Raw genomic sequence first — 15,227 nt, forward strand, 5'->3', positions numbered from 1 at the left:
AAACTGTCAGAAGTCATAGCGCCCGGTGACACCCAGCGTGCGCGGTGTGCCGAGCAGGCCTTCATAGCCGCCGTTGCCACCGGTCCACAGGGTCGTGTAGTAGGTCTTGTCGAAGGCGTTTTTCAGCCACAGCGAGATATCCCACTGGCCTTGATTGAAATCGCCGCGCAGCCCCGTGGACAGGTTCACCACCGCGTAACTCGGGATTTGCCCGTAGTCGGAATCCTCGACAGTGCCCACCGCTTTGGAACGGAACGCATAACTGCCGGTGACGTAGGGTTCGAAGCCGTTATCCAGATCCCATTTGTACTCGCCGTTGGCGTTGCCGATCCATTTCGATGCACCGACCACCTGATGTCCGGTCAGGTCGCAGGACGCTGGCGCGCCCGGTGCCTGGCTGATTTCCGGCGGGCACGGTGCGTCTTTGTAGGAGAGGTAGCTGACGTCGTTGTACGAGCCGTTGAAGTTCAGCGTCAGGCCGCGCAGGGGCACGAGCGTGCTTTCGAACTCAACACCGCGAGAGCGCACGGAGCCGGCGTTGGTCAGGTATTGCACGCGGTTGGTGGCGTCATAGGCGTTGGTCTGGTAGGCGTTGACCTGAGTCCAGAACACATTGGCATTGAGTTGCAGACGGTGGTCCCACAGGGTGCTTTTGAATCCGAGCTCGGCGTTGTTGGCCCGCTCGGTGCCGATCAGCAGCGAGTCGGCGCCAGCGGTCGGTGCAGAGCCGACGGCCAGGTTGACTCCACCGGATTTTTCGCCGTGGGACAACGTGGCGTAACCGAGCACGTCGTCGGTGATGCGATAGCTGAGATTGAGCAGTCCTGAGGGGCTGGAGCTGTATTGATTCAAGTCCCCGGAATCGTAAGCCCCGGCACGCCCGCGGCGTGCATTGGCTGCCGCCCCCGCCACCTCCACCCCGCCAACTGGCGCATTGCGGCTGACCCGGGCGTTCTTCTCTTCATAAGTGCCACGCACCCCGGCGGTAAAATCCAGGCGCTCGGTCAGGTGCCACGTACCCTGGGCAAACAGCGCGAAACTGTCGGTCTTGATGTGCCCCTTACCGACGCTGGTTACATTGGCCAGCGCACCGGCCGGCGTGCCGTTCCAGATGTCGGCCTGCGGGCCGTAATAAGCGAAAGACTTGTTGTCCAGATCCGAGCCGAAGTAGTAGGCCCCGACGACGTAATCGAAGAACTCGTCTTTGGGCGAGGCCAGGCGAAATTCCTGCGAGTACTGCTTATCTTCCACCGACACACCGGCGTTGTAACTGGCTGGCACATTGAGGCCGTCATCGTTGCGCGGAGTGAAATTCCAGAATCGGTAGGAGCTGATCGAAGTCAGGGTGAAATCACTCGGCAACGTCCAGTTGGCTTCCACCGAAGTGCCGCCCTGATGCACGGTGACGTGCTGGTCGTTGTCGAGATTGACCTTGCGATGCTGGCCGTTGACCAGCGTCGCCCCGGCCGCGCTGGCCCGCGATTCATACAGATTGACGCCGTTGATGGTCGGCCCGGTGTTGTAAAGCACGCGGGTGCCGGCGCTGGAATTTTCCTCGTTGTAATCGCCGATCCAGCGCAGATTGAAATCTTCATTGGGCTTGAACAACAGCTGGGCGCGGAAGCCCTCGCGGGAGCCACCGTTGAGATCGTGGCCGTCGTATTCGTTCTTGATGTCGCCGTCACTGCGCGTGCGATAGGCGGAAAAGCGTCCGGCCAACTCATCATTGAGCGGCCCGGAAATCGTGCCCTTGGTCTGGAAATAACCGTCCTCGCCGACCGACGTTTCGATGCTGCGCTCAGGTGTGAAACCGGGCGCGCGGGTGCTGATGTTGATCACCCCGGCGGTGGTGTTCTTGCCGAACAACGTGCCCTGCGGCCCGCGCAAGACTTCAAGCTGCTCGATGTCCATCAGATCGAACACCGCCATCCCCGGACGGCCCAGATAGACGTTGTCGATGTACAACCCGACGCTGCCTTCCAGGCCGTCACTGGCCGGGTTGTTGCCCAGGCCACGGATCGACACGCTGGACTGGCGCGCATGCATGTAGGCGACATTGACGCTGGGCACCAGTTGCTGCAGATCCTGGATCCGGTAGACCCGCTGCGCCTCCAGATTCTGCCCGCTGACCACGCTCATTGGCATCGGCACGTCTTGGGAGCTTTCTTCACGACGGCGAGTCGTGACGGTCACCGTTTCCAGCTGCGAACCGTTGACCGCCGCGTTGCCTGCTGGGCCCGGCGCCGGGGTTTCAGCCTCGGCGGCATAACCGTGAGTCCAGCTGGCGCTGCCTGCCAGTAACAGGGCCAAAGGCAGGCGTTTGAGCCGTCGTGGTGTGAGGGGTGAGGCGAGATTCAACGGACTCATGACGCGGCTCCTGGTCAAAAAACACACAGACATCAACAGCGCTGTATATTCTTTTAAGTTATTTATTTATGGCTTTACAAATATTTACTGCATAAGCGATTGCCTTTATAAGGAGTCGACGTAATGCATATCCAATGCATTTCCCGGATATTTTTTATGTGAAAAATGCATATCGACTTGCGCCAACTTCGCCACTTCATCGCCCTGGCTGAACAACGCAGCTTCGTCGCCGGGGCTCAGGCGGTGAACCTCTCGCAGTCGGCCTTCAGCCGCAGTATTCAGGCACTCGAGCACAGCGTCGGCTGCCAGTTGGTCGACCGGGGGCGCAAGGAATTGCCGCCCACCAAACAGGGCCAGGTGCTGCTCGAGCATGCACGGCGGCTGGTCAGCGGCGCGCAGCAGATGGCCAATGAGATCAGCCAGTTCAATGGACTCGAAGCGGGGGAGCTGCGCTTCGGTTGTGGGCCAGCGCCGGCTGCGGGCTTGATCCCGCGGGCGATAGGCGCCTTCATCGGGCGCTATCCGAAAGCGCGGGTGCAGTTTCAGGTTGATGACTGGCAAAGCCTGAGCAAACGCCTGCTTAGCGAAGAGTTCGAATTCTTCGTCGCCGACACCCGTCAATTCGAGGCGGATCCGGATTACCTGACCTACCGCTTGCGTGCCCGCAAATGGCATTTCTGTTGCCGCGCCGGGCATCCGCTGGCGGCGCTCGAGCGAGTCAGCGCCGAGCAGTTGATGAGTTATCCACTGGCGGTGAGCATCCGGCCGCCGAACCTGCGCAAGGTCATCGTCGACCTCAGCGGCCGCCCGGACTTCACGCCCAACGTGGCGTGCGAAAACAGTTCGAGCCTGTTGAGCGTGGTGCTGCGTTCGGAAGCGATCGGGATCGTCGGGGCCTACTCCGATGCGCTGCACCTGGCCAAGGGTGAGCTGGTGTGTCTGAAGATAGAAGGCCTGCCCGATGATCTTGAAGAGCTGTACACGCGCTATGGCATTGTCAGTCGCGCGGGGTATCGGTTGTCGCCACTGGCCGAGGCGATGATCGAGCAGATCAAGGGGGTTGATGCGGTGGATGAGGAGGTGTGTTCGCTGGAGAATTTTGCTGTCTGATCAGCCCTCTTCGCGAGCAGGCTCGCTCCCACATTTGGAATGCGTACCTCTGTGGGAGCGAGCCTGCTCGCGAAGAGGCTGATGCAATCGCTGCATAAATCTCATTCCCCAAATGCACTTGCCGTAGCCCCCTGCCGAAAGCGAAAACCCTCACCTGTCCCACTGACCGGTGAACCTCATGCCCACCCCACCCAACCCCGTGCGCAACGTGCTGTACATCATGTGCGATCAGCTGCGCCGCGATTACTTGTCCTGCTACGGCCACCCGCATCTGCACACGCCGAATATCGATCGCCTGGCCGCTGCCGGCGTGCGGTTCAGCCGCGCCTATACCCAAGGCACGATCTGCGGCCCATCGCGAATGTCGGCTTACACCGGGCGTTATGTCAGCAGCCATCAAGTGGCCTGGAACGCCGTGCCGTTACCGCTGGAGGAACTGACCCTCGGCGATTACCTGCGCCCTCACGGCATTCGCACTGCACTGGTGGGCAAAACCCATGCGACGGCGAATGACGCCGCCTTGCAGCGTCTGGCGATCAATCCAGAAAGCGCGCGAGCCGAAATGCTCAACGAGGTCGGTTTCGAACCGTATATGCGCCACGACGGCATCTTTCCCGACGATCCAATGTTCGATGGAAAACGCGAAGGGGCGCCTTATACCCATTACCTGCGCGAGCACGGGTTTGATGGCCGCAACCCCTGGCATGTCTGGGCCAACGCTGCCGAAGGTGACAACGGCGAAATCCTCAGCGGCTGGAAAATGCGTCATGCGAATTTGCCAGCACGAATTCCCGAGCAACACTCAGAGACTGTCTACACTACAAGTCGCGCCATCGACTTTATTGCCGAGCAAGGCGATGAACCCTGGTGCTTGCACCTCTCGTACATCAAACCACACTGGCCATACATCGTACCGGCGCCGTACCACGCTTTGTACAGTACGAAATCGATTCTTCAACCCGTCCGCGCGACGCCCTCCGAAGCCAGCCAACACCCTGTATACATGGCCTTCCGTCAACACCAGGAAAGCCTCGCCTTTTCCCTTGATTCAGTACGACTGAATGTGATCCCCACGTACATGGGCCTGATCAAGCAAGTCGATGATCAGCTAGGCAGGCTGTTCGATTTTCTGCAAAGCAATGGCCGCTGGGATGACACGTTGATTGTTTTCACCAGCGATCACGGTGACTTTCTGGGTGATCATTGGCTGGGCGAGAAGGAGTTTTTGCTGGAGCAGGCGGTCGGCGTGCCATTGATCGTGCGCGACCCCCGGATGGAGGCGGATGTCACCCGCGGAACTGTCGACGAGCGCTTGGCGGAAACCATTGATGCGCTGCCGACATTTCTTCAGGCGCTGGGTTTGCCGGGGGCGGAACACCGGCTGGAGGGGCGCTCGTTAATACCGCTGCTGCACGGGGATAAACCGGACTGGCGCCGCTATGCAATCAGTGAGTACGACTACGCCTTTCAGGCCCCTGCGCGTGAGCGGCTAGGTCAGCCGATCGACCGTTGCCGCATGACCATGGTGCGCAGCGAGCGCTGGAAATACCTGGCGTACGACGGCTTCAGGCCGCAGCTGTTTGATTTGTTGAATGACCCGCAGGAACTTCGTGATCTGGGCGATGATCCTGCGTACGCGGCGGTGCGTGAGGAGCATGCCGGGTATTTGTTCGAGTGGGTCCGGGGGTTGAAGCGACGAACCACGATCAGCCACGAGGAGATTGATTCGCGCGGGCAGCGGTTTCGTTATGGTGAGCCGGAAACCGAGAGAGTCGTTCAGATCGGCGTGTGGTGAAAGACCTTCGCGAGCAGGCTCGCTCCCACAGGGTTTGGCGTCGATCACATCCGTTGTGTTCGGCACAAATCCAATGTGGGAGCGAGCCTGCTCGCGAAGAGGCTCAATCAGGCGCCGATGCTATCCGCGCCTTTGATGGTCTGGCTGCGCTGCCCGTTCACGCCCACCGGTACCTCCCCCCTCAAGGTCACCCGGCGCACCACGCGATCCTGGGTGCCGTAATCGTCAATCGCATAATGCTGCGTCGAACGGTTATCCCAGATCGCCACATCACCGGCCTTCCAGCGCCAGCGCACGGTGTTTTCCTGGCGGACCACGTGACTTTGCAGCAACCCGAACAGATGCGCCGAGTCTGCCTGCGAATACCCTTTGATGCGTTTGACGAAATGCCCCAGCAACAGACTTTTTTCGCCGCTGATCGGGTGGACGCGTACGACCGGATGCTCGGTCTCGTAAACGGTCGAGGTGAACACCTTGCGATAGCGCTCCAGTTTCTCCGCCGAGACATCAGGTTTCGCGCTGGCGTAGTCGTATTCGTTGCTGTGCACGGCGACCAGTTTGTCAGCCAATTCGCGCAGCTCGGTCGGCAAGCCGCTGTAAGCGCTCGCGGTGTTCGCCCAGAGGGTATCGCCGCCAAATGCCGGCGCGACCACCGAGCGCAGGATCGAGGCTTTCGGGTAGGCGTCGACGAAGGTCACGTCGGTGTGCCAGGAGTTCGCGCGCTGCCCTTCGGCGCCGTCCAGCTCCAGCAGATATCGGGTGCCTTCGCGCACCGGCACAGTCGGATGCGCCACCGGCTCGCCGAGCAGATGGGCGAAGGCTTCCTGGCGCTGGTCGTCGAGCTGAGTCTGATCGCGGAAGAACAGCACTTTGTATTCGACCAGCGCCTGTTGAATCGCTTCGACGGTCGCGGCGTCCAGTTCACCGGACAGGTGCACGCCCCGAATCTCGGCGCCGATACGCCCGGCCACCGGGTGAATTTCAAGCGCCTGTGAAACAGGTTTTACGGCGAATGCGGCATTGCTCATGGGAGGACCCTCATCGACTGCTTGCGGTTGAACGGCAGCGAAACAACGCTCTATCTATATTCTATTTACATCTAATAGATATTCGAATGCTTCGTTGACGGAATAAGAGCTTGCATTTAAAACCTCAGGCAACCCTCGTCGCAAATGCCTTCGAGCTATTTTTAGGATGCCGGAAAAGCATATGGATCTTCGCCAGTTGCGCTACTTCATCGCCCTCAACGAACACCGCAGTTTTGTCCGTGCGGCGGACGCGATGGGCATCACTCAGCCGGCGTTCAGCCGCAGCATTCAAGGGCTGGAGCAAGAGTTTGGCTGTGTGCTGGTGGATCGCGGCAACAAGGATTTGCGCCCGACGCCCGAAGGCCAGGTGGTGCTGCAACATGCTCTGAGTCTGGTCCAAGGCGCGTCGTTGCTCAGCGCTGAAGTGACACAGATGACCAAGCTCGACGCCGGGGAAGTGCATTTCGGCTGCGGCCCGGCGCCCGCCGTGAAACTGGTGCCGGACGCCGTCGCGCAATTCATCAACGCGCACCCGAAAGTGCGCACCTGTTTTCAGGTGGATAACTGGGAAAAACTCAGCCGCGCGCTGAACCGTGAAGAGATCGAATTCTTCATCGCCGACATCCGTCACTTCGAGTCCGATCCAAATTTCCAGACCCAACCGCTGACACCCAAGCGCGGTGTGTTTTTCTGCCGGCCTGGGCATCCGCTGCTGGCCAAGGAAAGCCTGTCGACCAACGACATGTTCGATTACCCGCTGGCCGCCACGCTAATCCCGCCGGGCATTCGCAAACTGCTGGCGAACCTCAGCGGGCGTATCGATTTTTCCCCGACCATCGAGACCGAGCACTTTCCGGCGCTGGTCAAAGTGGTTTTACAATCCAATGCCATCGGCGTGGGCACGGCCGAGGCATTTGTGGAAGACGTCGCCAAGGGTTCGCTGGTGTTGTTGCACTGGCGCAACCTGCCGCAAAACCTCGAAAGCATGAACGCGCGCTGCGGCATCGTCAGCCGCACCGGGTTCCGGCTGTCCCCAGCGGCCAGAGCGATGATCGAGACGTTGGTGGCGGTGGATCGGCAGGACGTCAGCGTCGCCGTTTAAAGGCCTTCGCGAGCAGGCTCGCTCCCACATGTGTACACGGCTCCATTGTGGGAGCGAGTCTGCTCGCGAAGAGGGAAGCGGAAGCTGGAGATTTAGAGCTTGGCCGCAGAAAGCTCAGGCGCCACCCAATCGGTCACCTTGAACGGCTTGCGAATCAGCTTCTGCTGAGCCGCCAGATCGACCTTTTCCTGCAGGCTGCCGAGGAACACCGGATCCAGTGTCGAGGGAAAAATCTCACTCAAGTTCTGGTCTTTCAGGTCTTGGGAGAGGATCACTGGCGGGTAACTCGCCAGCCCGGACACCAGTTGCACATAAGCTTCTTTATTGCTGTCCTGAGTCAGCCAATGCACCGCCTGCTGCTGCGCCTTGAGCAATTTCGCGATGACTTCAGGGTGCGCGTCGACAAACTTGCCATTGCCCAGTAACACTGCCTGCACGCTGCCAGCACCGCCGAGATCCTTGGTGTTGAGGGGCAGTTCCGCCAGGCCTCTGGCTTGCAAGGCACTCAAGGCGGAACTGCCCCAGGACGCATCGATCTGTTTGGCCGCGAGCGCCGAGACCGCTGCGTTGAAATCCAGATTGATGACTTTGACGTCCTTCTCGCTCAAGCCCTGGCTGGCCAGCGCCGCATCGAACGACAGCTGCGTCGCGGTACCACGGAAGATCGCCACGCGTTTGCCTTTGAGGTCCTGCAGTGTCTTGATCCCAGAGCCCGGTACCACGCCGAGGTATTGCTTGACCCCGCGCGCGGTTGCGCTCAGCAGACGTGTGTCCAGACCGTTGGATTTGCCGATGATAGCGGCGAGGTCTCCGAGATAGGCAAGATCGACCTGGCCGTTGGCAAAGGCCTCATTGATCACGGGGCCGGCGCCTTTGAAGAAACTCCACTGGATCTTGATGCCCTGCTCGGCAAAAGCTTTTTCGAAGATCTGCTGATCGCGCAATACATCAACGATGCCGCCGCCGCTGTGCTGCGTGCCCGCGCTGAGATCAGGCACGGCGATGCGGATTTCCTTGAGCTCTTCGGCCTGGGCGCCGAGGGCAAGAAAACCTGCAAGTGCCGGCGCGGCCAACAGGCTGATGACACGTTTGAAGGGAAGGTTCATGGGTGCGGCTCCTTGATCGCTGAGGAGCCGAAAGTAGGCTGAATTCCCACCTTCACTTAAATACTATAAATGCACATTTTTATAGCTTTACGAGCTAAGCGAAGCCATGCGCGGCTTGCGGCGATGTATGCATTGTCAGCATTGAAAATATTCTCCGAATGCATTGGATGCGTTTGGGCTGCAAGCCTTAAATGGTTTCGCTTATCTCATATTTCATGTTTAGGCGGTTTTTTTATAACTATTTTGTAGATGGTTAATACCGCTAAAGATCGCAGCCTTCGGCAGCTACAGGGGTGGATTCAAGGACACATTGCCCCTGTAGGAGCTGCCGAACGCTGCGATCTTTTGATCTGGATCCAACCCGACAACGGAGGTCACTCATGGCCCGTCAATCCTTGCTGAGCCTGCCGCTGGCCCCGCCGTCGGTGAAAACCCGCCGCGTCTGGCCGAGCCTCAACCAGCGCCTCTTGCCCTGGCTGCTGCCCATCAGCCTGTTCGCCCTGTGGTGGCTGGCCGCACGCACTCAGTGGATGAGCGAGCAGATCCTCCCGGCGCCGTCGCTGGTGTGGCGCAGCGCCGTCGAACTGTCGCAGGGCGAGTTGTGGAGCAATCTATGGATCAGCCTGCAGCGTCTGTTTTGGGGCTTGCTCGCCGGGATTGGCGCAGGCGCACTGATTGGAGCCACGCTGGGCTCCAGCCGGCGTCTGGAGCGTCTGATTTTCCCAACCTTCGCCGGCCTGGCGCAGGTGCCGACCCTGGCGTGGATTCCGCTGTTCATGGTGTTTTTCGGCATCGGCGAAGTGCTGAAACTGGTGGTGCTGATCAAAGCTATCGTGGTGCCGGTGACACTGCACACGCTGGTCGGCGTACGCGACGCACAACCGAAACTGCGCGAAGCCGCCGCTGTGTTGCGACTGCCGCCGCTTCTGTTGATCCGCCGTCTGGTGCTTCCGGCGGCGCTGCCAGCGTTCATGGCCGGTGTCCGGCTGGCATTGGCCGCCGGCTGGACATCGTTGCTGGCGGTTGAGCTGCTGGCGTCCAGCGAAGGCATCGGTTACCTGATGGTCTGGGCGCGTCAGCTGTTCATGCTCGATATCGTGTTTGTGTGCATCGTGGTCATCGGTTTGATCGGCGTGGCGATGGATCGCAGCATCGGTCTGCTCGACCGCACACTGGTGCACTGGCCGCACCCGGCCACCGCGCAAATCCCTCGCGGCCCGCGCTATCAAGGCTGGCAACGGGTGCAGCCGTGGCTCCTGCCGCTGGGGTTATTGGCGCTTTGGCAACTGGCGAATGATCAACAGTGGGTCGACGCGAATATTCTGGTCAGCCCGTTGGCCGTGCTGACCACGGCGTGGAACGGCCTGCTCGACGGCAGCCTGATCAACGGGATGGCGCTGAGCCTGAGTCGCACCCTCGGGGGCTTGCTGCTCGGGGGCGGGCTGGGTTTCGCGCTGGGCTTGCTGCTCGGGCTGTCGCGCCTGAGCGAACGCTTGCTCGGCCCGACGTTCGCGGCGATGCGCCAGATCGCGATTTTCGCCTGGGTGCCGCTGCTCACCGCGTGGTTCGGCCTTGGCGAACTGGCCAAGTGGGTGTTCGTTGCCCTCGCCGCTTTCTTTCCGCTGTTCGTCGCCACCCAGCGCAGCGTCGCCAATCTGTCACCGCAACTCAACGAAGCCGCACAAGTGCTACGCCTGAGCCTCGGCCAACGGCTGCAGCAGTTGGTGCTGCCCGGCGCTGCGCCGGGAATTTTTGCCGGGCTCAGATTGAGCCTGATCTACGCCTGGCTGGGCACCATCGGTGCTGAATATTTCATGCCGTCCAACGGCGGCATCGGCAGCCAGATGATCGGCGCGCAACAGCTGCTGCGCATGGACCTGATCATGGCCGGCATGCTGCTCGTCGGCCTCACCGGCGCCCTGCTCAATATGCTTGGCCAACGCCTGGAAATTCGCGCGACCCGCTGGAGACACGCATGAACGCACCGATTGTCAGCTTCAACCACGTAGGCAAATCCTTCGACGTCAACGGCTTCGAACTTGAGGCGATTCGCGAATTCAACCTGGACATCGCCGAGGGGGAATTCGTCGCCATTGTCGGTTCCAGCGGCTGTGGCAAATCCACCTTGCTGCGCCTGCTGGTAGGCCTCGATACCGAGTTTCGCGGGCAGATCAGCGTGGACGGTAAAACCGTCAACGGCATCGGCGGCGAGCGCGGCATCGTCTTTCAGGAGCATCGCCTGTTCCCCTGGCTGACCGTTGCCGACAACATCGGCCTCGGCCTGGTCAACGAACCGTTGAGTGCGGCGCAGAAGCAACAACGGATTAACGACTTTATCGACCTGGTCGGCCTGCGCGATTTCACCCAGGCTTATCCGCATCAACTCTCCGGCGGCATGGCGCAGCGCGTGGCGATTGCGCGGGGACTCGTTGCCAGCCCACGGATCCTGCTGCTCGACGAACCCTTCGGCGCGCTCGACGCACTGACTCGCCAGCAAATGCAGGACGAGCTGCTGGCGATCCGCGAGCGGGCAAAGATCACCACGGTCCTGGTGACCCACGATGTCGAGGAAGCGATTTACCTCGCCGATCGCGTGGTGGTGATGGAGCCGCGTCCGGGGCGGATCAAGCAAGTGGTAGACATCGCCCTGCCGCACCCGCGCCAGCGCAGCAGTTTCGATTTTCATCAACTGCGCGAAGAACTGCTGCACGAATTGACCAATGACGACCATTACCAACCGAGCGTGCCGGTGCAGATCCGCGATCTGCCGCTGGCGTTCATTGCTTGCTGAACAGGAGTTTCGCGATGCCGCAACGTCCCAATTTTCTGGTGATTCTGGCTGACGATTTAGGCTTTTCCGATATCGGCGCGTTCGGCGGCGAAATAGCCACGCCGAACCTCGATGCCCTGGCCTGCAACGGCCTGCGCCTGACTGACTTTCACACGGCACCGACCTGCTCGCCGACGCGCTCGATGCTGTTGACGGGCACCGACCACCACATCGCCGGCATCGGCACCATGGCCGAAGCGCTGACCCCGGAGCTGATCGGAAAACCCGGTTACGAGGGTTACCTCAACGACCGCGTCGTCGCCTTGCCAGAGCTACTGCGCGAGGCCGGTTATCAGACGCTGATGAGCGGCAAGTGGCACCTCGGTTTGAAGGCCGAACTGGCACCGCATGCGAGGGGTTTCGAGCGTTCATTTTCGCTGCTGCCGGGTGCGGCCAACCACTATGGTTTCGAGCCGACTTACGATGAGCAAACACCGGGCCTGCTCAAATCGACCCCGGCGCTGTATATCGAAGACGATACATTTGTCGATGAGCTGCCGAAGGATTTTTACTCCTCGGATGCCTTCGGCGACAAGCTGCTGCAGTACCTGAAGGAACGCGATCAGACCCGGCCATTCTTCGCTTATCTGCCGTTTTCCGCGCCCCACTGGCCGTTACAGGCGCCCGCCGACATCATCGAGAAATACCGTGGCCGCTACGATGCCGGCCCTGAAGTGCTGCGCCTGGAACGTCTGGAAAAATTGAAGTCGCTGGGGTTGATCGACGCGAGTGTCGAGCCGCATCCGCTGATCCAGCTCAGCGCGCAGTGGGACGCGTTGAGCGACGAGCAAAAGCGTATTTCCGCGCGCGCCATGGAGGTCTACGCGGCGATGGTCGAGCGCATGGACTGGAACATCGGCCGAGTCGTCGATTACCTGCGCCAACAGGGCCAGCTCGACAATACGTTCATCCTGTTCATGTCCGACAACGGCGCAGAAGGTGCGCTGCTGGAAGCGTTTCCCAAGTTTGGTCCGGAGCTGATGACCTATCTGAACCAGCATTACGACAACAGCCTCGACAACATCGGCCGGGCCAACTCTTATGTCTGGTACGGACCGAACTGGGCGCAAGTGGCGACCGCTCCGTCGCGGTTGTTCAAGGCCTTCACCACTGAAGGCGGGATTCGTGTGCCGGCGCTGCTGCACTATCCGCAACTGCCGCTCAAAGGGCAGATCAGCCACGGCTTTGGCACGGTGATGGACATCACCCCGACCATCCTTGATCTGGCCGGCGTTCGCCATCCCGGCAATCAGTGGAAGGGCAAAGCGGTCGCGCCCTTGCGCGGTAAATCGTGGCTGGGCTTTTTATCCGGCGAGACCGCGCAAGTACATGACGAGGACACGGTGACGGGTTGGGAATTGTTCGGGCGCCGGGCGATTCGGCAGGGGTCGTGGAAAGCGGTGTTCATTCCGGGGCCGGTGGGGCCGGCGACCTGGCAACTTTATGATCTGGCCAGTGATCCAGGGGAAATTCATGATCTCGCGTTGAGTCAGCCGCAAAAGCTTAGTGCGTTGATCGGCCATTGGCAGCGATATGTGGAGGAGACCGGCGTGATACTCAGTGCATCGCCGTTTCAGCCGGATTGATGTCATCTGACAAACCGCATTCGCCAGCAGGTTCGCTCCCACAGATAACCGCATTCCTGATGTGAGAGCGAGCCTGCTCGCGAAGGGGGCATTGGAAACCCCATCAGGCCTGGGCTGTACGCACCTCTTCCTGCGCAGCAGCATCCCTGCGCACAAACCTGTTCGCCCGCCCAAACGTCCCGAAATCGTTAAACCGCACGCCCATCTCGCGCATCACCTTGTGTGCCACCGGTACAGTCATCTGGCGAATATAAAATGGCTCTTTCACCACAAAGTGATGAATCCCGTGACTGCTGCCGAAGTTGAAGCAGAACGCCTGCAAGGGCCACAGCCACCATGGGTTCAGCACCTGACATTGCTGCAGCACATTGCCCGGTTCGACGTCGCCGTAGTAATGCATGTTCGAGCTGATGAAATGCAGGCAAAAAGTGCGCAGCACGTTCGGACCGATGATCACTACGGCGGCGATATCGATCACCTGCATCACCGACAGCATGGTAGCCGACCACTCGATTGGCGAACCAAGCAGATAGGCGATGCCGTTCGCCGCATGGAAGCCGAGAAACACATACCACGCGCCCCAGTGCAGCAACGCCAGCGGCGCGTAAACCTTCAGCACGCGTTTGATGATGCTGAACCTGTGCGCCCAGGTTTTGGCTCGCTGCACGCGGATGATCGCTGACATCATGTTGTCGCCGACCATCAGCAAACGCGCCAGTCCCCACGGCTCGCCATTGGTGATTGCGCGTTCCTCCAGGTCGGCTTCGGTGCCGGAGACCTTGTGGTGGTTGAGGTGCAAATGCCGGCGAACCCACGGATTGATCGTGCTCGGCCGCGCCAGCCACACCAGGCCCATCATCAGGTTGTGCGGTACGCGTTGTTTGCGGAAATACATGCTGTGGATCAGATCATGCTCAAGCTCATGGGTCAGCGACGCGAAAAACGCGTTGAGCAACAGACATACCCACCAGGCCATGTAGCCGCTGATGTAGAGCGCCGCCGAGCCGATCATGCCGGCCAGGGCGAATGCAAGAATCCCCGCGCCGAGAGCGTCCTGATGCCGGAGAATCGGGTAGCGCTCACGCAATTCCAAGCCTTTGGCCAGCACCACCTCGCGAATATGCGCCGATCGCTGCACCGCATTGAGTTGTTGGGGGCTTGCAGAAGTACCGTCCATGCTTCCATCCTCGAGTCTAAGATGTGTGCATCGTGCCTTGCCGGTGCTTCAATAGCGCTAGCCAGGAACGCCAACCTGTTGACCGGACGCGCCAATCAGCATGAAGGAACCGACCTCCCTCGCCAGCTGGACCCGTGCCCTGCGCAAGCAACTGGATGCGCTGGGGCTGGACAGTCTCGCCCTGTGCCAACAGGCCGGGCTCGATCCGACGCAGATGGACGACCCCAACGCGCGCTATCCGTTATCCGGTACCACGCGCCTGTGGGCGCTCGCCGTGCAGGCCAGCGGTGATCCGGCGCTGGGCTTGCGCGTGTCGCGGTTCGTCAGCCCGACCACTTTTCATGCCCTCGGTTATGCGCTGGTCGCCAGCGGCAGTTTGCGCGAAGTGTTCGAACGCATCGTGCGTTATCACCCGGTGGTCAGCGATGCGCTGGAGCTTGAACTGAGCCGCCGCGACGACCGCTATCAGTTCCACCTGAAAATCCCGCCAGGCAACCCGGCGCCGGCCTTCGAGGCCATCGATGCCTTCACCGCGATCTACGTGCGCACCTGCCGTAATCGCCTCGGTCGCGATTACGCACCGCTGGCGGTTTACCTGCGCCGTCCCGAACCGACCGATGCCCACCAATGGCACAAAGTCTTCCGCGCACCGGTGCATTTCGCCGCAGCAGAAGATCGCCTCGAATTTGCCCTCGCCGACTTTGACAGCCACCTCGACGACGCCAACCCGGAACTGGCCGAACACAACGAAGCCGTGCTCAAACGCACCCTCGCCCAGCTCAAACCGCTGACCTGGGAGCGCAAGGTGCGTGATGCCATTGAAGAACAACTGCCGGAAGGCGAGCCGAGTGCCGAGCGCATCGCTCAAGCCTTGCACCTGAGCCTGCGCAGCCTGCAACGGCATCTGGCAGACGAGGGTTGCCGCTTCGACACGCTGCTCAACGAAAGCCGCGAAAACCTCGCGCTGCTGCACCTGCGCGACCCGCAGTGTTCGTTAAGTGAGGTGAGTTATCTGCTTGGATTCGCCGACACCAGCAGCTTCAGCCGGGCCTTCAAGCGCTGGACAGGGATGACGCCTGGGCAGTTTCGGGATGGGTTGCGTTGAGCTGAATCGCGAGCAGGCTCG

At 60.5% G+C, this 15,227-nt stretch carries 11 protein-coding genes; 7 read left to right on the top strand and 4 right to left on the bottom strand.

Going from position 1 to position 15,227, the window contains the following annotated elements:
- Positions 1–6: 6 nt before the first annotated feature.
- The gene (locus HU727_RS19615; protein WP_186533963.1) at positions 7–2,367 is read right to left on the bottom strand and encodes a TonB-dependent receptor; all 2,361 of its coding nucleotides are present in this window, start codon (positions 2,365–2,367) and stop codon (positions 7–9) included.
- A gap of 165 nt (positions 2,368–2,532) precedes the next feature.
- Between HU727_RS19615 and HU727_RS19620 the strand changes: the two genes are divergently transcribed.
- Both HU727_RS19620 and HU727_RS19625 read left to right on the top strand, forming a co-directional pair.
- A complete protein-coding gene (locus HU727_RS19620; RefSeq protein WP_186533964.1) occupies positions 2,533–3,477 on the top strand; it encodes a LysR family transcriptional regulator in 945 nt (314 codons plus the stop codon).
- 178 nt (positions 3,478–3,655) lie between these two features.
- Entirely contained in the window at positions 3,656–5,272 is a 1,617-nt protein-coding gene (locus tag HU727_RS19625) for an alkaline phosphatase family protein (protein WP_186533965.1), read from the top strand.
- Positions 5,273–5,379: 107 nt separating this feature from the next.
- Here HU727_RS19625 and HU727_RS19630 read toward each other — a convergent pair whose 3' ends face one another.
- Entirely contained in the window at positions 5,380–6,300 is a 921-nt protein-coding gene (locus HU727_RS19630; RefSeq protein ID WP_186533966.1) for a TauD/TfdA dioxygenase family protein, read from the bottom strand.
- A 181-nt stretch (positions 6,301–6,481) separates the two neighbouring features.
- On the opposite strand from HU727_RS19630, the gene HU727_RS19635 reads away from it, so the two are divergent.
- Positions 6,482–7,402: a LysR family transcriptional regulator gene (locus HU727_RS19635; protein ID WP_186533967.1), complete on the top strand. Its 921-nt coding sequence runs from the start codon at positions 6,482–6,484 to the stop codon at positions 7,400–7,402.
- 92 nt (positions 7,403–7,494) lie between these two features.
- Here the strand turns inward: HU727_RS19635 and HU727_RS19640 are convergent, their stop codons facing one another.
- Positions 7,495–8,508: an ABC transporter substrate-binding protein gene (locus tag HU727_RS19640; protein WP_186533968.1), complete on the bottom strand. Its 1,014-nt coding sequence runs from the start codon at positions 8,506–8,508 to the stop codon at positions 7,495–7,497.
- 380 nt (positions 8,509–8,888) lie between these two features.
- Here HU727_RS19640 and HU727_RS19645 point away from each other — a divergent pair, with 380 nt between their 5' ends.
- The 3 genes from HU727_RS19645 to HU727_RS19655 are packed head-to-tail and all read left to right on the top strand — an operon-like array spanning position 8,889 to position 12,924.
- Positions 8,889–10,487 (top strand): ABC transporter permease, encoded by a 1,599-nt coding sequence (locus HU727_RS19645; protein ID WP_186533969.1) that lies wholly within the window; start codon positions 8,889–8,891, stop codon positions 10,485–10,487.
- Positions 10,484–11,299 carry an ABC transporter ATP-binding protein gene (locus HU727_RS19650; protein ID WP_186533970.1) on the top strand — a complete coding sequence of 272 codons (816 nt, stop codon included), beginning with the start codon at positions 10,484–10,486 and terminating at the stop codon, positions 11,297–11,299. The genes HU727_RS19645 and HU727_RS19650 overlap by 4 nt, the downstream gene beginning before the upstream one ends.
- 14 nt (positions 11,300–11,313) lie before the next feature.
- Positions 11,314–12,924, top strand: coding sequence for an arylsulfatase (locus tag HU727_RS19655; protein WP_186533971.1), 1,611 nt, complete (start codon positions 11,314–11,316; stop codon positions 12,922–12,924).
- 103 nt (positions 12,925–13,027) lie between these two features.
- On the opposite strand, the gene HU727_RS19660 is transcribed toward HU727_RS19655, so the two are convergent.
- On the bottom strand, positions 13,028–14,101 hold the full coding sequence (locus tag HU727_RS19660) for a fatty acid desaturase (protein ID WP_186533972.1): 1,074 nt from the start codon (positions 14,099–14,101) through the stop codon (positions 13,028–13,030).
- Between the two features lie 100 nt (positions 14,102–14,201).
- Here HU727_RS19660 and HU727_RS19665 point away from each other — a divergent pair, with 100 nt between their 5' ends.
- The gene (locus HU727_RS19665) at positions 14,202–15,206 is read left to right on the top strand and encodes an AraC family transcriptional regulator (protein WP_186533973.1); all 1,005 of its coding nucleotides are present in this window, start codon (positions 14,202–14,204) and stop codon (positions 15,204–15,206) included.
- Positions 15,207–15,227: the final 21 nt, after the last annotated feature.

This window comes from Pseudomonas khorasanensis (assembly GCF_014268505.2).
Classification (GTDB): domain Bacteria; phylum Pseudomonadota; class Gammaproteobacteria; order Pseudomonadales; family Pseudomonadaceae; genus Aquipseudomonas; species Aquipseudomonas khorasanensis.

What these genes read in the sequence shown, in the direction of transcription:
- HU727_RS19615 (WP_186533963.1), bottom strand. Translation starts at nt 2,367, where the DNA reads ATGAGTCCGTTGAATCTCGCCTCACCCCTCACACCACGACGGCTCAAA.
- HU727_RS19620 (WP_186533964.1), top strand. Translation starts at nt 2,533, where the DNA reads ATGCATATCGACTTGCGCCAACTTCGCCACTTCATCGCCCTGGCTGAA.
- HU727_RS19625 (WP_186533965.1), top strand. Translation starts at nt 3,656, where the DNA reads ATGCCCACCCCACCCAACCCCGTGCGCAACGTGCTGTACATCATGTGC.
- HU727_RS19630 (WP_186533966.1), bottom strand. Translation starts at nt 6,300, where the DNA reads ATGAGCAATGCCGCATTCGCCGTAAAACCTGTTTCACAGGCGCTTGAA.
- HU727_RS19635 (WP_186533967.1), top strand. Translation starts at nt 6,482, where the DNA reads ATGGATCTTCGCCAGTTGCGCTACTTCATCGCCCTCAACGAACACCGC.
- HU727_RS19640 (WP_186533968.1), bottom strand. Translation starts at nt 8,508, where the DNA reads ATGAACCTTCCCTTCAAACGTGTCATCAGCCTGTTGGCCGCGCCGGCA.
- HU727_RS19645 (WP_186533969.1), top strand. Translation starts at nt 8,889, where the DNA reads ATGGCCCGTCAATCCTTGCTGAGCCTGCCGCTGGCCCCGCCGTCGGTG.
- HU727_RS19650 (WP_186533970.1), top strand. Translation starts at nt 10,484, where the DNA reads ATGAACGCACCGATTGTCAGCTTCAACCACGTAGGCAAATCCTTCGAC.
- HU727_RS19655 (WP_186533971.1), top strand. Translation starts at nt 11,314, where the DNA reads ATGCCGCAACGTCCCAATTTTCTGGTGATTCTGGCTGACGATTTAGGC.
- HU727_RS19660 (WP_186533972.1), bottom strand. Translation starts at nt 14,101, where the DNA reads ATGGACGGTACTTCTGCAAGCCCCCAACAACTCAATGCGGTGCAGCGA.
- HU727_RS19665 (WP_186533973.1), top strand. Translation starts at nt 14,202, where the DNA reads ATGAAGGAACCGACCTCCCTCGCCAGCTGGACCCGTGCCCTGCGCAAG.